The following is a 17,533-nucleotide window of genomic DNA, read 5'->3' as shown; positions in this document are numbered from 1 at the left end:
GGGGTGGCCGGGCGGATCAGGGACGAAGACGTACAGGCGGTGCGGAGCGCGCTGCCGATCGACGCGGTGGTCGGCGACTACGTACAGCTGACCAACGGTGGCGGCGGCGAGTACAAGGGCGTCTGCCCCTTCCACGACGAGAAGTCCGCCTCCTTCTACGTCAATCCGGCCAAGGGCGTCTTCCACTGCTTCGGCTGCCAGGAGAACGGCGACACCATCGCCTTCCTGATGAAGATCGAGCACTTCACCTTCGCCGAGGCCGTCGAGCGGATGGCGACCCAGGCCGGCATCACCCTGCGTTACGAGGAGGGTGGATACAGCCCCCGGCACCAGCAGGGCGAGCGGACCCGGCTGGTCGAGGCGCACAAGGTGGCCTCCGCCTGGTACCAGGAGCAGCTCGCCTCGCCCGAGGCCGAGATCGGCCGCCGCTTCCTGGCCGAGCGCGGCTTCGACGAGGAGTCCGCGCGGACCTTCGGTGTCGGCTACGCCCCGGTCGGCTGGGAGCACCTGGTGCGCTACCTGCGCGGCAAGGGCTTCACGGACAAGGAGATCCTCCTCGGCGGCCTGGCCTCGCAGGGCCAGCGCGGCGGTCTGATCGACCGGTTCCGGGGGCGGCTGGTCTGGCCGATCCGGGACATCGCGGGCGAGGTGATCGGCTTCGGCGCCCGGCGGCTGCGCGAGGACGACAACGGTCCGAAGTACCTCAACACCCCCGAGACGCCGATCTACAAGAAGTCGAACGTGCTCTACGGCATCGACCTGGCGAAGAAGGAGATCGCCAAGTCCGGCCGCGCGGTGGTGGTCGAGGGCTACACCGATGTGATGGCCTGCCACCTGGCCGGGGTCACCTCCGCCGTGGCGACCTGCGGCACCGCCTTCGCCGAGGACCACATCAAGATCATCCGCCGGCTGCTGATGGACACCTCGCAGTACCGGGGCGAGACCGTCTTCACCTTCGACGGCGACGCGGCCGGCCAGAAGGCCGCGCTGCGGGCCTTCGAGGACGACCAGAAGTTCGCCGCCAAGACCTCGATCGCGGTCAGCCCCGGCGGCATGGACCCGTGCGAGCTGCGGCTGGCCAAGGGCGACGACGCGGTTCGCGAACTGATCGACAACCCCGTCCCGCTCTTCGAGTTCGCCCTCAACTCGGCCGTCGCCAAGCACCGGGTGGACACGCCCGAGGGCCGGTCGGCGGCGCTGGAGGAGGCGGCGCCGATCGTCGCCAGGATCAAGGACCGCTCGATCCAGCACGAGTACGCCGTCCGGCTGGCCGGCATGCTCGGCATCCTGGACGAGCCGTTCGTGGTCCGCCGGGTGGCCCAGCTGGCCCGCTGGGACCGCGAGCGCCAGCAGAACCCCCGGGCCCACGGCCAGCGCCGCCCCGAACCGGCGCAGCCGGTCGGCCCGGCCCGGCCCGTCTTCGCCCTCAACCCGCGCGACCCGGCCCAGTTCGTCGAGCGCGAGCTGCTCAAACTCGCCCTCCAGCATCCGGACCTGGTCTCGCCGGCCTTCGACAACTACGCCGAGGACGAGTTCCCCACCCCGCCCTACACCGCCGTCCGGCGGGCCGTCGGCCAGGCCGGCGGCGCCGCGTACGGGGCCACCCTGGCCGACTTCACCAGCGTGGTGCGCGAGGTCTGCCCGGACGACCGGGTGCGTTCGCTGGTCACCGAGCTGACCGTGGAGCCGGTGCGCTCGCGCCGCAAGGTGGACGCCGTCTACGCGGGGGAGTTCCTGGTCAAGCTGCGGCTGCTGGCCGTGGACCGGCGGGTCGACGAGGTCCGCGCCCACCTCCAGCGCCTCGGCAACCGCGCCGCCCCGGAGGACCTGCACGCCGTGCAGACCGAGCTGTGGCAGCTCCAGCAGTACGGGCAGTCCCTGCGCAGCGGCGGCTCCGCCGCGCTCTAGGTGTATTGACCCGGTGCCTGTGCCGGCGCCCGCCCGGTGCCCGCTCGCGGCCCGTTCAGAAAGTCCTCGCACGAGTCTCGGCCACGGAGTGTGGCGTGCCGCACACTGGAGGGCGTCCTGCCTCCGTACAGCGCGGGTCCGCCAGAGTCGCGCCCGCCCAGAGGGGATGCCCGTGGACCGAGGCCCCGCCGCGACCGCCCAGCCGACCACCGATCCGCTCGTCCCGCCCGTCCCGACTCCGCCGTACGACGGCACCGCCGCCCCGCCGGAGGACCACGGCCGGGCCGGGGCGCCGCCCGCGGACGGCGCGCGCGTGCCCGCCCGGGGCCGCCCGTCGGGGCACCCCGAGGCCGAGGGGAGGGGCGGCCCCGAGGAGACCGAGGACGGCGCCGCCGAGGACGCCGCCGGTGCCGGCCGGGAGGAGCCGGAGGAGGACCGGGAGGACCCGGCCGGTCCGCGGCGCCCGCCGGCCGACCCGAGCGGGCCCGCCGCCGACCTGCTCCGCCAGTACCTCCGCGAGATCGGCCGGATCCGGCTGCTCACCGCCGCGGAGGAGGTCGAACTCGCCCGCCGGATCGAGGCCGGCCTCTTCGCCGAGGAACGGCTGCACCGCGCACCCCCGCCCGCCGACCGGCTGGCCGCCGAACTCGGCACCCTGGTCCTGATCGGCCGCCTCGCCAAGCGTCGGCTGATCGAGGCCAATCTGCGGCTGGTGGTCTCCGTCGCCAAGCGCTACATCGGCCGCGGCCTCACCCTGCTGGACCTGGTCCAGGAGGGGAACCTCGGCCTGATCCGGGCGGTGGAGAAGTTCGACTACGCCCGGGGCTACAAGTTCTCCACCTACGCGACCTGGTGGATCCGCCAGGCGATGAGCCGCGCCCTGGCCGACCAGGCCCGGACGATCCGGGTGCCGGTGCACGTCGTCGAACTGATCAACCGGGTGGTGCGGGTGCAGCGTTCGCTGCTCCAGGAGCGCGGGACCGAGCCCGGTCCGGCCGACATCGCGGCCGCCCTGGAGCTCACCGAGGAACGGGTGCGCGAACTGCTCCGCCTCGCCCAGGAGCCCATCTCCCTGCACACCCCGGTCGGCGAGGAGGACGACGTCGCGCTCGGTGACCTGATCGAGGACGCCGACGCGGCCTCACCCGCCGAATCGGCCGCCTTCCTGCTGCTGCGTCAGCACTTGGAGGCGGTGCTGGCCACCCTCGGCGAGCGCGAGCGCCAGGTGGTCCAGCTCCGGTACGGCCTGGACGACGGGCGGGCCCGCACGCTGGAGGAGATCGGCGTGCTGTTCGGGGTGACCCGGGAGCGGATCCGCCAGATCGAGTCGAAGACCCTGGTCAAGCTCCGCGACCACGCCTTCGCCGCCCAGCTCCGGGGCTACCTCGACTAGGGACGGCCTGCCGTGACCGGGTGACCGCGGAGCACGCCCCGCGGTCACCCGGTCACCCGGTCACCCGGTCACGTCAGCCGGCCGGGGTCGGCGACGGGGCCGCGTCGGTGGCGGCGGCCGGCGGCGAGGCCGGGCCGACGGGGATCGGGGTGTTGGCGACCACCCGGGCCAGGTCGGAGACGCTGGCGGTGCAGGCGGCGCCCTCCGGCTGCGCCCGCGTGCCGCAGACCTGGAGGGTGGCGGCCGGGTCTCCGGCGTTCACCATCTGCGAGTAGTTGTCGTACCCCCAGTGGATCAGCGCGGTCTCGGACTCGCCGCCAGTGGTGGTGATGGTCGCCTGGTCGCCGGGCTGGCCCTCGGTGATCGCGGCCCAGGCGGCCTGGCACTTCTGGCTGTACCGGAGGTAGATGACGACCTTGCCGATGTTGGTGGTCAGCAGGGTGCGGGCGTCGCCGCCGCAGCCGGCCGCCTTGGGGTCCTTGTGGGCGCAGCCGAGGGCCTGGCAGGCCGGGACCGCCGGGGCGGGGTTGGCCGGTACGGCGGGCGCCGTGGTGCTCGGCGAGGCGGAGTCGACGGGCGTCGCCGGGGTGGAGGTCAGCACGGTGGCGGCGGTCGGTCCGACGTTGTCCCCGTCGGTGTCCGAGAAGTAGCGCACCCCGGCGAGGGCCAGCAGCAGCACCACGACCACCGAGGCGGCGATCAGGGCCACGGGCCGCCCCAGCACCGGACCGCTCGGCCGGCCGGTGGTCCTGACGGCGCGGTCGGTCCCGGGGACGGTGGCGAGGGCCCCGGGGCCGTCGACGGCCGGGGCGTCCGCGCCGGTGCCGTCGTCGAGCGTGCCCTCGGCCGACGAGCCGTCGGTCGCGGCGGCGCCAGTGGCGTCAGCGGTTTCAGTGGTGGCAGTGGTGGCAGCGGCGTCAGGGCCATCGGCGGTGCCGGCCGGGCCGGCCTCCCCGGCGGCGGTGGCCTCCGCGCCGGTGGCGGGGCCCCCGTCGGTGCCGGGCGCCCGGTCGGACCCCTCCGGCTCCGCCGCGGCCTCGGAGCCCGCGGCGGCGTCGACCGCCGCCGCTTCGGCGGCGGTCAGCTCCCACAGCGCCCGCAGCTTCGGCCCGTCGCAGTCGACGGCCCCGACCAGCGCGTCGAGCGCCTGTTCGGTGATGACCCGCTTGCCGTTCAGCCAGCGCTCCCAGGACGCCCGGCTGTAGTGCGTCAGGGCGGCCAGCTCGGAGAGCGAGAGTCCGGTCGCGTCCTTGACGGCTCGCAGTTCCTCCGTGAGGCGCCTGGCAGGGTCGGACAGGTCGTCGGGCAGCTGCTTCCAGGCGGAACCCATGCGGTCTCTTCCAAACGTGCGAGGCGGGCGGGCGGGCGGTGCTGGAACCGGTCCGGGCCCCGGTGACGTGTCCGCGTCTCAAACCTCGACAGCCCGGTGTCCCAATACCCAGGTCCTGGCTCTGAGACGGACGGAAGTGTCTCACAACACCGGGAGACGCTCGAACATTCATATGACGGTCGGGCATTGTTCTTTCGGACGGGGAGCTCGGCTTCCCCGGTTCCACCGCCCGGGTGCCCGTTCCCCACGGTCCCCGGTGCCTTCGGTCCCTGGCCCCCACCGGTCCGCGACAGTCTCACGGGGGGATACTGCCCCGGACCGCAGGGACGCGCGGTGGGAAGGGCGTCTCAAGCCGCCCTTCCCACCGCGATCACGGCGCCGCGCGCCCGGTGGCGCGGGTGCCCACCCGTTCCCGGCGGTGTCCGCCCGCTCGTGGCGCCGTCCACCCGCCCGCCCCGCCGGGCACTCGCGCGCGGGAACTCAGTGGTGGAAGGCCGTCCGGACCGGCACGCCGAGCTCCTTGAGCGGGACCGGCTGGCTGCGCAGTTCCGGCAGCAGCCGTTCCAGGTCCGTGAGCAGCAGGTCGGCGAGGTCGCGGGAGAAGCCGTTGCGGCAGACCACCCGCAGGACCGCCAGGTCCTCCCGGTTCGCCGGGAAGGTGTACGCGGGCACCTGCCAGCCCCGCTCCCGCAGCCGTCGCGACACGTCGAACACGTCGAACGGCACCTCGTCCGTGGTGGTGAACGCGAACACCGGCAGTTCGTCGCCCCGGGTGATCAGCCGGAAGCCGCCGAGGCCCTCGATCCCGCCGGCCAGATAGCCGGCCACCTCCCGGCAGACGCCCTGCACGGCCCGGAACCCGGCCCGGCCCAGCCGCAGGAAGGTGTAGTACTGCGCGACCACCTCGGCGCCGGGCCGGGAGAAGTTCAGCGCGAAGGTCGGCATCTCGCCGCCCAGGTAGTTGACCCTGAACACCAGTTCCTCCGGCAGCGCCTCGTGGTCCCGCCAGAGCGCCCAGCCGACGCCCGGGTAGACCAGCCCGTACTTGTGGCCGGAGGTGTTGATGGAGGCGACCCGGGGGAGCCGGAAGTCCCAGGCGAGGTCCTCGTCCAGGAACGGCGCGACCATGCCGCCGGAGGCGCCGTCCACGTGCACGGGCACGTCCAGGCCGGTACGTCGCTGGAGGTCGTCGAGCGCGGCGCAGATCGCTGCCACCGGCTCGTAGGAGCCGTCGAAGGTCGAGCCGAGCACGGCGACCACGCCGATGGTGTTCTCGTCGCAGAGTTCGACCGCCTGCTCGGGGCCGAGGTGGAAGCGCTCGCCGTCCATCGGCGCGGTGCGGGCCTCGACCTCCCAGAAGGTGCAGAACTTCTCCCAGCAGACCTGCACGTTGACGCCCATCACCAGGTTGGGCCGGGCGCCGGCGGCGTAGCGATCGGCGTTGCGGGTCATCCAGCGGCGTTTGAGCGCGAGTCCGGCCAGCATGCATGCCTCGCTGGAGCCGGTGGTCGAGCAGCCGACGGCGGCGTCCGGGTCCGGTGCGTGCCACAGGTGGGCGAGGATCGACACACAGCGCCGTTCCAGTTCGGCGGTCTGCGGGTACTCGTCCTTGTCGATCATGTTCTTGTCGAGGCACTCGGTCATCAGCCGGGTGGCCTGGATGTCCATCGAGGTGGTGACGAAGGTCGCCAGGTTGAGCCGCGCGTTGCCGTCCAGCAGCAGCTCGTCGTGGATCAGCTGGTACGCCGTGTCGGCCGGGACGGGGCCGTCGGAGAGCCGGTGCAGCGGGGGCGACAGCGCCATCCCGCCGAGCGGGTCGGCGGCGGTGCCGACGAACGGGCCGACGGTCAGCCGGCGGTCGTCACCGGCGCCCTTGTGCAGTGCCATGGCGAATCCGCCGCCCTTCCGTCGGTGGCCGGGGTCGTCTTCCACGCTGCCACCGGTCACCGGGGGACGCATCCGCTGCGGCGCGGCGCCCGCCAGGACCGCTCACGCCCCCACCGGACGTCCCGCGCCGCCCGGGGCGCTCACGCGCCGTCCAGCGCCGTCCCACGCCCGCTGTCGGGCCCGCCGCGGGGCGGCCGGGGGCACCCGCCCCGGCGGGCTCAGTCGGCCGTCTCCGGGTGGATCTGCTCGCGGGCGGCCCGGTACTGCTGACGGACCGCCGAGCCGACCGCCGGGTCGTGCTCGGCGTCCGGGGCGACGGTGACGGCGCCCGGCAGCTCCCAGCGCGGCGGCTCGGGCGTCCCGGCCAGCGCCCAGGCCGCCTGCCGGGCCGCGCCCCGTGCCGCGTGCGCGCCCGGGGGCGGGACGACCACCGGGACGCCGAACAGCTGCGGCGCGATGTGCCGCACCGCCGCCAGCCGGCCGGCGGCGCCGAGCAGGAAGACCCGCTTCACCTCGACGCCGCGGGCGCGCAGCACGTCCAGGGCGTCCGCGCTGTTGCAGAGCATGCCCTCGACGGCGGCCCGGGCCAGGTGCTGAGGGGTCATCGACTCGGCCCGCAGGCCGGTCAGGGTGCCGGCCGCGTGCGGCAGCGCGGGCGTCCGCTCGCCGTCCAGGTAGGGCAGCAGCACCACCCCGTAGGCGCCGGGGGAGGACTGCATCGCGAGGTCGCTGAGGCCCTCCAGGTCGCGGCCGAGCAGGGTGGCGGTGGAGCGCAGCACCTGGGCGGCGTTGAGGGTGGCGACCATCGGCAGATGGCGGCCGGTGGCGTCGGCGAAGGAGGAGACCAGCCCGGTGGCGTCCACCACGGCCCGCTCGTGCACCGCGAAGATCGTCCCGGAGCTGCCGAGCGAGACCACCGCGTCCCCGGGGCCGAGGCCGAGGCCGAGCGCGGCGGCCATGTTGTCCCCGGTGCCGGCCGAGATCAGCAGGCCCTCGGGGGTGTGGCCGGCGGGTTCGGCTGGGTCGAGCACGTCGGGCAGCCTCAACTGGTGCCCCAGGGCCAGTTCGACCAGGTCCTGGCGGTACTCGGCGGTGATCGGGGACCAGTAGCCGGTGCCGGAGGCGTCGCCCCGGTCGGTGGTGCGGCGCCTGGGGTGGCCGAGCAGCTGCCACACCAGCCAGTCGTGCGGGAGCAGCACCTCGGCGACCCGCCGGGCGTTGGCCGGTTCGAACTCGGCGAGCCAGCGGAGCTTGGCGACGGTGTAGGTGGGGCCGGGGACGGCGCCGATCGCCGCCGTCCAGGCGGCGGGGCCGCCCAGCTCGTCCACCAGGGCCGCGGCGGCGCCGCCGGCGCGCGGGTCGTGCCACAGGATCGCCGGCCGGACCAGGACGCCGCCGGCGTCCAGGCCGATCATGCCGTGCTGCTGGGCGCTGACGCCGATCGCCCGGACGCCCTCCAGCAGGCCGCCGGCCGCGGCGTCGCCGAGGGAGTGCAGCCAGAGCTGCGGATCGGTCTCGCCGGTCCGGGTGTCCTGGTCCTCCGGCGCGGGGTGCTCGGCCTTGCCGGAACGCAGGACGGCGCCGGTTGCGGAGTCGCACGCGACGATCCTGGTGCGACCGGTGGAGCTGTCTATCCCCGCGACGATGGCCATAGTCGAGATCATGCCTCAGCGGACGCCCGGACGCGGCCCGGCCGGGCAAGTTCTGCCCGTCCGGCACCGCGTCCGTCCGGCGCCGCGCGCGGGCGCCCTCGTCCGGCCGGGCGCCACCGGGGTGCCGCCCGGCCGCCGGACCCGCCGGGGTACGACGGTCAGGGGCGGAAGGTGCCCCAGGCGTCGTCCTCGGGCTTCGGCCGGTTGAAGTACGGCACCCGGTCGGTGACGGCGTTGGGCAGCCGGTCGCCGACCTTGTCGGCCACGGCCCCGGCGGCCTTCCCGGCGACCGCGCCGGCCTGCTGGCGGGCCTTGTCCGTCGCGCCCTGGACCTTGGGGTTCTGGGCGACCTGCCGGGTGACCCTGGCGATCTGCTCGTACCGCTGGCGCCCCGCCCGCGTGCCCAGCACGTAGCCCGCTGCGAGTCCGACGCCGAACGACAGCTTCCACATGGTCGGATTCCACCCTCTCCTGGCGGCCATTGCCGCGTTGCCCTACCCGTCTGTCGGGACGGTGAACCGTCGGTGACCCCAGCATCCACGGACGGGGCCCCGTGCGCGCGGGGAGCGCGCCCGGCGGGGCCGCCCGGTGACGGCCGGGGAAAGCGATTGGCGGACCACCCCCCCGAGTGCGCTAATGTATGTCCCGCAGCGAGCGCCGAGGAGCCCGGGAGACCGGGGGCCGGAGCGGAAGCTCGATCCCCCATAGCTCAATTGGCAGAGCAGCCGACTGTTAATCGGCAGGTTATTGGTTCGAGTCCAATTGGGGGAGCCGAGGTGGTGGCCTCCGGGCCCATCACCCGTACGTGGTACGCCTGTGGTGTACCGCGATCCCGCATAGCTCAATTGGCAGAGCAGCCGACTGTTAATCGGCAGGTTATTGGTTCGAGTCCAATTGCGGGAGCTGCGCCGGGTCCGCCCGGTGACTGCTCAGAGCGAAGGCCCCTCGGTAGACCGGGGGGCCTTCGTGTTGTCCGGGTTCGTCCGGATCCTTCGGGGCCGAGGCGGGCCGTCCGGGTCGTCCGCCGGGTCCGGGTCCGCCCGGTCGGTGGGTCGGCGCCCGGGCTCAGGCGAGGGCCTGCTGGTACAGCTCGGCGACCCGCTCGTCGAAGGTGACGCTGTACGAGGTCCCCGGCGTCGAGCCGCCCTCCTGGTAGCCGCCGATCACCCCGATCACCCGGCCGTTGGTGGTCAGCCACGGGCTGCCGCTGGTGCCGTCGGTGTAGCCGCCGCAGTCGAACCGCTCCTGGGTCGGGCTCTGCGAGGAGGTCAGGCCCGAGCAGGTGATCGGCTCGTCCCGCTCGTTCGGGTAGCCGGTGACCGAGACCGCCAGTCCGAAGCCCTGCTCGGTGCCGAGCGGGTTGCCGCCGACGGCGTCCTCGACCTGCCGGCCGTCCACCGGGCGCACGGTGACGAACGCCACGTCGTACTCGGGATCGTCGTCGGTCTCCCAGTGCGGATCGACGGTGACCGACTCCACCGGCCAACTTCCGTAGGGCGAGTACCCGTTGCGGTAGCCGGGGGTGAACACCAGGCCGTCCAGCAGGCCGATCCGGCGGCTCTGCACACAGTGCGCGGCGGTGACCAGCAGATTGCGCCCCGGGCTCCTCACCACGCTCGCCGTGCACGCCCTGGGGCCTTCCGGGGTGTGCACGGACAGGGTGCCGATCCGGTCCCAGGCGGGGTTCTGCGGCGCGACCGAGGCCGTCCGGCCGTCCTCGCCGCCGCAGGCGATCGCGGCGGCCAGCAGCACGGCCGCCACGGCGAGCGTCCGGGCCGCGCGCGCGGGCCGGACCGGGCGGGAGGGCATCGGTGCTCCGTCTGGTCCTCGGGGCGGTCGCCGCCGGTCACGCGTCCGCCGTTCGAGAGCAAGATCTATCAGGCCGGGCCCGGCCGCGCCACTGCCGTCGTCCGACTCCCGGTCCCCGGCGTCCGACTTCCGACCCCCCGTCACCCGGCCCCGCCGGAGCGCCCGCCGCGGACCGGGCACCGGCCCGCCGACGGTCCGTCGGCGGCCCGCCGGGGCCGTCCGCTCCCGGTGCGCACCCGTGTGCGCCCCCGGCGCGCACCACGGGTGATCGACCGGCTATGCTGCCCGGGACGGCCTTTCGGGGCCGTCTGCTGCTGCCGCGACCGGCCTGCCGTCGCGCGCTGCGAACCGGGGCGGTAGCTCAGCCGGTTAGAGCAGGGGACTCATAATCCCTTGGTCGTGGGTTCGAGTCCCACCCGCCCCACACTCGGCCGACGTGACTGCTCTTCACACACGTCCCCTGTGACCTGCGCAAACGTCCTCAGGTTCCGTTCGGAACTCTAGGGCACCGGGCGTGCCAGGATCGCGCTGCCACGCCAAAATTCACCCGGATGGGAACGCCATGGGAACGGCGCGGGTTTTGGGCCTCCCATGGGAACCGCTTGAGCCGATCGGCTCCATCTCCGTGCAGTGACGTGCGGGCCCCACGCCCACACGTCGTCGACCGGGTCCCTACGCGGGTACGACGACCCGAACCCGCTTCCGCTTCGCGGCCCGCTCCCGGCGCGTCGTGTCCGGTGCCGGTGCCTTGACGGGGCTGGCGACCTGACCGGGATCCGGTGCCGGCGACGGCTCGGTGATCCGGCTGGCCCGGGGCACCACGGAGAGAGTCGCCTCGGCGTGGACGTGCTGGAACTCCTCGAACGTGCTCGTGTACGTGTCGGCCGTGATCTGGATGCCGGAGTGGCCCAGCAGCGCGGAGATGTCTTTCATCGACAGCCCGGCGGCGTTGGCGAGGCCCGCCGTCCCGTGCCGCAGGTCGTGCAGACGGATCGGCAGCAGACCGTACTTCTCGATCAGCTTCTCGAACCGGTAGGTGAAGTGGTCGGGGTGGTACTGCTCCCCGTTCTCCTGCGTGAAGACCGCGTTGGTGTCCTTCCACACCTTCTCCTTGTGGGCGCTGTTCCACGCCTCCTTCTCCGCGTCCTGGCGGTCCTTCAGGGCCAGGACGAGGGCGATCGTCTCGCGGTCGATGGTGATCGTCCGCTCGCTGTCGGCCTTAGGGGGTTCCTCGAAGGTCTGGCTCGCGATGGCGACGAGCTGCTTGCTGATCTCGATCGTGCGGGCCTCGAAGTCGATGTCCGACCACCGCAGGGCGCACGCCTCACCGCGGCGAAGGCCGCGCAGAGCGAGGAGGTGCCACAGGGCGTAGAGACGATCCTCGACCACTGCGTCGAGGAACTCCCCGGTCTGGCGGGGCGTCCACACCATGACCGGGGACGGCTTCTTCCCGGTGCGCCGGTACTCGGCGATCCGGACCGCAGTCCACACCAGGGCCTTGGGGCGCTTGTACGGGGCGAGCCGGACCAGGTCGGTCCAGTTCCGGACGATCTTCTGGGCCATGACGGCGTCCGCCAGGGCGGAGGACAGCGTGGCCTTGATCCGGTGCTGGGTCGGCGTGTCGGTGGGCCGCTTCAGCTGCTTGCTGGCCGCCTTGTGTGCGGCCCGTGCCTCGGTCCACGCCGCGCGGGCCTTCGCCCGATCGGGTCCGGGCTTCTCCTCCTTCCACACCTGGCCCCAGAACGCCGCTTGCTCCCCCAGGGCGTCGACCTGGGCCCGGTGGGCGTCCCGGGTCTCGTTCTCGGCGTCGATGGCCGCGAACATCGCCCGGATGTGGTCGGCGTCCACCTCGACTAGCGGGACGTGCCCGATGTACCGGCCGATGTAGAGGCGGATGTGCCGCTCGTAGCCCGGGATGGTGGTGGTGGCGAGTTCCTTCTTGGTCTCCAGCCACTCGGTCATGTAGTGCCCGAGGGTCTCCTTGGAGAGGACCCTGATGCCGGCGCGGGACAGCTCGTACTTCTCGCGGGCCTTCTTCGCGGCAGCCTTCTGGGTCTTGAAGCCTCCCTTGACGGCGGTCTGCCGCTTGCCCTCGACCTTGGTGTCCAGCTCGATGCTGTAGTACCAGGAGCCGTGGTCCCTCTTGCTGAGCTGCGGGCAGGACTTGTCGAGCGGGCCGATGAGCTGAACACCGTCGGCGCCCAGCTTCGGCTGCCCCTTCAGAGGGCCTCGCTTGTGTACGAGCGGGCCCTTGCACCCGCACCGCTTGTAGGTCTTGTTTTCGAACATTCGCCCTCCTCGTGGCGATTGCTGTGCACTGGTGTGCACTGTGTGGCACCGGCGGCGCTTCGCCCGCACTGGTCCGTTGGTATGCTCCCTACCGTTGTGCGCGGGGGAGAACGCGGGCGACTGTGACGAATGCAACAAAGAACGCCGGCGGGCCCCGGGGTCGTGGGATGACCCTGGATGAGCTGCTGGCCCTGCCGGTGACCGTCAACGTGGAGACGGCCGCCCGAGCCCTGGGCATCAGCCGGAACACCGCTCACGACTTGATCCGCGAAGACTCCTTTCCCGTGAGGACCCTCAGGCTCGGGTCGGCGACGCGGGTGCCAACCCTTGCCCTTCATGAAGTCCTCGGGGTCCCTGCACTCAGGGCCGAGGAGTAGAGCGGCTGCGTCGCGAGGGCCGCCAGGGCGGATGCTCCGGCTGGAGCTGCCGCCGGCGGCCCTTTTCGCCACCTGTGCGGCGCGAGTGGAGTCCGCACCTCTTCTCGCACGCATCAGCGCCTCCCCTTTTGCCCGCTTGCTGTCTCTGTTCGGGTTCAATTGGCACTCATCTTACCCGAATATGTGTTCGATTCCCCCGTGTTTCTGCACGTGAACGGCTTGCGGGGCAAGGGAGTTGCTGCCGTGGGCTGTCGGCAGATCTCCTGTCGAAAGCTGTCGGACGTCCACGAAATGTCGCCGTTCTTAACTGTCTGTCGTCGCCTTTCTCTCGTGTTACGGAACGGGGTAGGCTGACCCGAGTTGGCGCGGGGGAGAAACGCGACGACACACATGAAGATCGACAAGGCCGAAGAGGCCGCGGCGAAGACCGAGCGCGGCATGACGCTGCAGGAGGTCCGGAGTCTGCCGGTCACCATCAACGTGGTGACCGCGGCCCGCGCGCTCGGGTTGGGCCAGAACAAGGCGTATGAGGCGATCCGGGACGGCGTGTTCCCCCTGGACACCATCGTGGTGGGGGGCTCGCGCCGCGTGCTCACCGCCTCCTTGTGGCGGCTCCTCCAGATCGACGGCCTCGTCATGGAACCGTGAGCCGCGCCACGTGATGGAGACTCTTCGAAGTATCTCCACCCACGTGGCCCACGGCGGCACGATAGGTAGGTAGACGTGGCACCGAGAGTCTTCGGCTTCGCGGACGCTTCCAAGCAGACCCTGCTTGAGAGCGAGGCGCAGGCCGTGCGAGAGATCGTGGACCAGCGCATCGGGGGTGCCCCCCGTGCGCTCTGTGCTGCCTACCTGCGTGAACACGGCTTCGTCGGGACACTCGGGGGACAGTTCACCAGCAGCATCGTCGCCCGCCTGCTGCGCAACCCGGCGATCGCCGGGCTCAGGACCGACCCCTCCGGCGGGCTGGTCGACGCGGGCCACCCCGGCATGATCACCCCTGTCCAGTTCGCCCAGCTTCAAGCCCAGGACGAAGCCGAGGCGAAGAGGAATGACGACGGCACGCCTGCCGAGCCGGTGCCCGACTACGACTACCTCTTCGGGTCCACGGACCTGGTCGTTTGCGGCCTGTGCGGCGCCAGCCTCCAGGGCCTGCGGACGAATGCCGGATACCCCGGCTACACCTGCCCGGACGGGCCGCGTGTCGACCGGCCCGGCACCTGCGGGCGGGTGCGTATCTCCGCGCCGCTCCTCGAAGACTTCATGGGAACGCACATCGTGGCCCGGCTTCTGCTGCCCGGCAGCATGAAGGCGCTCGAAGAGGCCCGTGACGAAGCCGGGCGGCTGCTCGCCGAGTACGAGGAGAAGCTGAAGACGCGGCGCGAAGGCGTCGACGAACTCGCCGGGATGGTCCTTCGGCGGGAGGTCACTGCCAAGAGCGCCGCGCTGGCGAAGACCGAAGCCCAACGGGAGATCAAGCTGCTGAAGAAGGCTGTCCGCAGGCTCCAGAAGGCTGCGGACACCCCGGTCCTTGGCACCGTCGAAGAACTGGTCGACTGGTGGAACATCGCGCCGACCGAGTCGAAGGCCGGGCTGGCGCTGCTCATGCTCCACCGTGTCGACATTCATCCGGCTGGCCGCGGCACACGCTCGATCAAGCCGGGCCGGGTGACGCTGTGGTGGCGCAACCAGCCGCCGCCGCCCCCGCTGCGCGCTGCCTAACCCGACACCTTCTCCCGGTTCCGGCGGCGCGACGAACCGGCGAGCTTCGAGCTGATCGCCGTGCCGCCGAACAGGCCGATCGAGAACAGACCCGCGCAGGCGCTGCTCGCCGTGTCCTGCAAGGCGAGGTCCCATGCCTCGCCCGTGATCTGGGTGACGGCCACGAACAGGCCCTCGGTGCCGCCCCACAGCATGGAGGCGATACCGCCGAGGGCCATGAAGCTCTGGCCGGCGGCGATCGCCCGGTGCCCGGCCCGGAAGTTCTCGACGGCCAGCGGCACACAGTCCCGGGCGATGCGCGCACCGACCACCGCCCAGTAGGCGTCGACGATCAGCAGGTAGGCGGCCACCCCGGGGTCGCCGGCGTTCGCGTTGACGAACTCCACGCCGGACTGGTTGGCGGCGAAGAAGACCGCGCTCGCCGCAACGGCCACGGCCGCGCCGGCGGCGAAGCGCAGCCGCAGCGCCGCCGCCCACCCGGCGCGCGGGTAGGTCCAGGCGACCAGGGGGACGCGGAGGCTGACGCAGCAGCCGATCCCGCAGAGGTGGGACAGCAGCATGGCCAGGCCGCCGACGCCGGTCGTGGTCTCGACCCACGGGCCGAGGGAGGTGATCGACAGGGCGATCGCGATCGCGCTCAGCGAGGCCGCCGCGGTGCGCGCCCAGCGGTTCAAGGTGTGGATGTTGTCGTCGGAACGCATGCTCCGCCATGCCGCGGGGGTCACCACGACGGCGGTGGTGAAAGCCACCCCCAGGGCGGTGATCAGCAGCACTACGTCAATGTCCACGGTTGTACTCATTTCGGTTCATGACGCCACAGGCTGCGGCGACACCTAGCTGAAGAGCCCGTGGATCTCCTGGCGGCTGGCCTTGGCGGCTTCGGAGCGCGACAGGCGTCGACGCCGCGGCGTTGCGGTGTCACGAGCTGGTGTGAGAGAGCCCTCAGTGGGGTCGAGTCCCCGTGCCGCGCGCATGCCCTGCGCGGCTTGAAGGAGCCCTTCGGCTCCGGCCTCGCCGAGTTCGGCGACCAGGCGCAGCGCCTCGCGGGCCTGCTCGTACTGGTCGTAGACCTCCAGCGAGGCCAGGTCATCGTACCCGGGGAGCAGGAATGCCGGCGGGCATCCGAAGGAAGCAGACAGCCCCAGAACGGTAGTTAAGGGCGGATTGGTCTTTGCTCCGGTGAGCGTGGCGTGAATCACCGTGTGGGCGATCAGCGGCTTGCCGTCTTCACCCGAGGACCGGTCGGCAAGATCACGCGTACTGAGGGGGGGATCCTCTTTGCCCGTGAGGCGGGCTTGAAGGAACCTGAGCTTGTAGGAGAGGCTCCATGGCGGGTCGGACGTCGAGCTGGGCAAGGCCATGGAACCCCCCATAGATTAAGGATCAAGGTCATTTTTGTTCGCGATCAAGAAAGCCGCCGGGACATGGAAGTCCGGGAGCTGTTCTCGATCGGCAACAGGCATCGTAGTCGAACGATGAGCCGGTGAATTGCCACTCGGCTTTTTGACAGCCTGTTGATCGGCATGCAAGCTATGCCAAGCCGCCAGCCATCCAACAGGCTCGGCGGCGTTGTGGCCTGCGGTGGACCTTGCCGGAGGCGAGTTCGCGTGGGCTGGATGCCAGCCGCCTGCGCTCGCACAGGGGGTTCTTCCGGTGATCGACAGCGCAGGGGTGCGGCGCGTGCTCGCGGAGCTCCATCGCGCCGGGGTGGAATCCGAGCCGAATGGCGGCAATCCCCTGTCCGGTCGCAGCGCCCTCGACGTGATCATGATTCTCGGTGCAGGTGAATCCGGCGGGGTGGCGGAAAGTTCCTCGGTCGGGCGCGGCGGGGATGCCCCGGGTTCGACCGCGCTTTCGTGATCAAGGCTCTGCTCCTCAAGGGCCCTTTCTGGATCGGCAGATGACTGCCGGTATTTCTCGATCTTGATTCGTGGAACTGTTGCACCCATGGGCTGAGTGAGTATAAGATACAACTACGAGGAAGGGGGAGACGCCCCCATCGACCGATAGGAGTTCACGTCATGGCCAAGGCACTCAAGATGATCAACATTCACCCCAACCCGCAGCAGCCCCGCGAATACTTCGACGCCGAGAAGATGGCCGAGCTCACCGCCTCCGTCAAGGAGTTCGGAGTTATGACCCCGATCGAGGTCCGCCGACGCCCGGAGGGCGGCTACGAGATCGTCATGGGAGAGCGCCGCTACCGTGCCAACAAGGAAGCCGGCAACACCACCATCAAGGCCGAGATCGTCGACGTCCCCTCCGACATCAAGGCGTTCCGCCGAGCCATGGGTGAGAACCTCGGCAGGTGCGACATGACCCCACTGGAGGAGGGGCGCGGCTACCGGCGAATCCTCGAAGAGGACACGGCCGAGGACGGAAGTCCGCTCACCGAGGCGGATGTCGCGAACGCCTACGGCAAGACGGTCCGCCACGTCAAGATCCGCATCCAGCTGCTCGACCTGGTCCCCGAAGCCCAGCACCACCTCACGCACGGTCACATCGGCCTCGCCGCAGCGCACCGGATCTCCGAACTCAAGCCCGAGAACCAGCAGGCCGTCATCAAGAAGTGGGCCAAGGGCGGCGACGACGGCAAGGCGATGGACGAGAACTCCCTGCTGCACTTCGCCCACCAGGTGCGCGAGCAGGAGCGTCAGCCCGGATTCTTCGACGTCGAGGAGCTGACCGAGGACGAGAAGACCGAGCGCAGGGCGGCGCAGATCCGCACCCGCAACAAGCTGGACCAGATCGAGAGGGTCCGCAGCCTGCTGGAGGAGCTGGCCAAGACCCCCCTGGAGGACCTGGCCTCTGCTCTCGAAGGCCAGATCGGCGCCCGTCTGGAGCAGTTGGAGCGCACCGCCAAGAGCCTCCAGGATGCCAAGTTCGCCATCAGGCAGGCCAAGGCGTGTGCCGACGCCCGCCGGATCGTCGCCTCCAGCGCGGCCGAGGCCCCCAAGCAGGTTGAGTCCGGCACCGAGGACGCCGAGGTGCAGACCGTCGACCTCGACGCCGAGTTCGCCACGCTGCTCGCCGAGGTCATCACCGAGAACGCCCCGGGCGACGGCGGCGAGGAGCGGCACAATGAGGACGCCGCCGCAGACGAGACCTCGGTGCCCGTCGCGGCCTGACCTGGACGACCCGCCGCGGCCCCGGAAGGGGCTGCGGG

Annotated in this window: 14 protein-coding genes and 3 tRNA genes; 9 read left to right on the top strand and 8 right to left on the bottom strand. The window is 71.6% G+C overall.

The window, feature by feature from the left end; translation table 11 throughout:
- Window positions 1-3 precede the first annotated feature (3 nt).
- Together dnaG and ACIQ9P_RS04315 are read left to right on the top strand one after the other, a co-directional pair.
- Entirely contained in the window at window positions 4-1,908 is a 1,905-nt protein-coding gene (gene dnaG / locus ACIQ9P_RS04320; RefSeq protein WP_402349399.1) for a DNA primase, read from the top strand.
- A gap of 166 nt (window positions 1,909-2,074) precedes the next feature.
- Window positions 2,075-3,301, top strand: coding sequence for an RNA polymerase sigma factor (locus tag ACIQ9P_RS04315; protein ID WP_402349396.1), 1,227 nt, complete (start codon window positions 2,075-2,077; stop codon window positions 3,299-3,301).
- 73 nt (window positions 3,302-3,374) lie between these two features.
- Here the strand turns inward: ACIQ9P_RS04315 and ACIQ9P_RS04310 are convergent, their stop codons facing one another.
- The 4 genes from ACIQ9P_RS04310 to ACIQ9P_RS04295 all read right to left on the bottom strand — a co-directional run bounded on the left by ACIQ9P_RS04310 (window position 3,375) and on the right by ACIQ9P_RS04295 (window position 8,622).
- The gene (locus tag ACIQ9P_RS04310) at window positions 3,375-4,631 is read right to left on the bottom strand and encodes a DUF2690 domain-containing protein (protein ID WP_402349393.1); all 1,257 of its coding nucleotides are present in this window, start codon (window positions 4,629-4,631) and stop codon (window positions 3,375-3,377) included.
- 480 nt (window positions 4,632-5,111) lie between these two features.
- Window positions 5,112-6,518: a glutamate decarboxylase gene (locus tag ACIQ9P_RS04305; protein WP_402349391.1), complete on the bottom strand. Its 1,407-nt coding sequence runs from the start codon at window positions 6,516-6,518 to the stop codon at window positions 5,112-5,114.
- A 218-nt stretch (window positions 6,519-6,736) separates the two neighbouring features.
- Window positions 6,737-8,170, bottom strand: coding sequence for an FGGY family carbohydrate kinase (locus ACIQ9P_RS04300; protein WP_402349388.1), 1,434 nt, complete (start codon window positions 8,168-8,170; stop codon window positions 6,737-6,739).
- Between the two features lie 158 nt (window positions 8,171-8,328).
- Complete coding sequence (locus ACIQ9P_RS04295) at window positions 8,329-8,622, bottom strand: hypothetical protein (protein WP_402349385.1); 294 nt, start codon at window positions 8,620-8,622, stop codon at window positions 8,329-8,331.
- 246 nt (window positions 8,623-8,868) lie between these two features.
- On the opposite strand from ACIQ9P_RS04295, the gene ACIQ9P_RS04290 reads away from it, so the two are divergent.
- Window positions 8,869-8,941, top strand: a tRNA-Asn gene (locus ACIQ9P_RS04290).
- 59 nt (window positions 8,942-9,000) lie between these two features.
- A tRNA-Asn gene (locus tag ACIQ9P_RS04285) sits at window positions 9,001-9,073 on the top strand.
- Between the two features lie 162 nt (window positions 9,074-9,235).
- Here ACIQ9P_RS04285 and ACIQ9P_RS04280 read toward each other — a convergent pair.
- Window positions 9,236-9,979, bottom strand: a complete 744-nt coding sequence (locus ACIQ9P_RS04280; protein ID WP_402349382.1) for a trypsin-like serine peptidase — start codon at window positions 9,977-9,979, stop codon at window positions 9,236-9,238.
- A gap of 350 nt (window positions 9,980-10,329) precedes the next feature.
- Here ACIQ9P_RS04280 and ACIQ9P_RS04275 point away from each other — a divergent pair.
- A tRNA-Ile gene (locus tag ACIQ9P_RS04275) sits at window positions 10,330-10,403 on the top strand.
- 248 nt (window positions 10,404-10,651) lie between these two features.
- On the opposite strand, the gene ACIQ9P_RS04270 is transcribed toward ACIQ9P_RS04275, so the two are convergent.
- Window positions 10,652-12,268: a tyrosine-type recombinase/integrase gene (locus ACIQ9P_RS04270; protein WP_402349379.1), complete on the bottom strand. Its 1,617-nt coding sequence runs from the start codon at window positions 12,266-12,268 to the stop codon at window positions 10,652-10,654.
- Window positions 12,269-13,035: 767 nt separating this feature from the next.
- Here ACIQ9P_RS04270 and ACIQ9P_RS04265 point away from each other — a divergent pair.
- Complete coding sequence (locus tag ACIQ9P_RS04265; protein WP_402349377.1) at window positions 13,036-13,293, top strand: DNA-binding protein; 258 nt, start codon at window positions 13,036-13,038, stop codon at window positions 13,291-13,293.
- A gap of 75 nt (window positions 13,294-13,368) precedes the next feature.
- Window positions 13,369-14,367 carry a recombinase family protein gene (locus ACIQ9P_RS04260; RefSeq protein ID WP_402349374.1) on the top strand — a complete coding sequence of 333 codons (999 nt, stop codon included), beginning with the start codon at window positions 13,369-13,371 and terminating at the stop codon, window positions 14,365-14,367.
- Here ACIQ9P_RS04260 and ACIQ9P_RS04255 read toward each other — a convergent pair.
- Together ACIQ9P_RS04255 and ACIQ9P_RS04250 are read right to left on the bottom strand one after the other, a co-directional pair.
- Window positions 14,364-15,155, bottom strand: coding sequence for a hypothetical protein (locus ACIQ9P_RS04255; protein WP_402349371.1), 792 nt, complete (start codon window positions 15,153-15,155; stop codon window positions 14,364-14,366). The two genes, ACIQ9P_RS04260 and ACIQ9P_RS04255, sit on opposite strands and share 4 nt — an antisense overlap.
- Window positions 15,156-15,200: 45 nt before the next feature.
- Window positions 15,201-15,728: a hypothetical protein gene (locus ACIQ9P_RS04250; RefSeq protein WP_402349369.1), complete on the bottom strand. Its 528-nt coding sequence runs from the start codon at window positions 15,726-15,728 to the stop codon at window positions 15,201-15,203.
- Between the two features lie 292 nt (window positions 15,729-16,020).
- Between ACIQ9P_RS04250 and ACIQ9P_RS04245 the strand changes: the two genes are divergently transcribed.
- Together ACIQ9P_RS04245 and ACIQ9P_RS04240 are read left to right on the top strand one after the other, a co-directional pair.
- Window positions 16,021-16,227, top strand: coding sequence for a hypothetical protein (locus ACIQ9P_RS04245; RefSeq protein WP_402349366.1), 207 nt, complete (start codon window positions 16,021-16,023; stop codon window positions 16,225-16,227).
- A gap of 161 nt (window positions 16,228-16,388) precedes the next feature.
- Window positions 16,389-17,495 (top strand): ParB/RepB/Spo0J family partition protein, encoded by a 1,107-nt coding sequence (locus tag ACIQ9P_RS04240; RefSeq protein WP_402349363.1) that lies wholly within the window; start codon window positions 16,389-16,391, stop codon window positions 17,493-17,495.
- Window positions 17,496-17,533 lie beyond the last annotated feature (38 nt).

The sequence above is a fragment of the Kitasatospora sp. NPDC094019 genome, from assembly GCF_044764505.1.
In the GTDB taxonomy this organism is placed as follows: domain Bacteria; phylum Actinomycetota; class Actinomycetes; order Streptomycetales; family Streptomycetaceae; genus Kitasatospora.
This window is presented reverse-complemented; position numbering and strand designations above follow the sequence as displayed.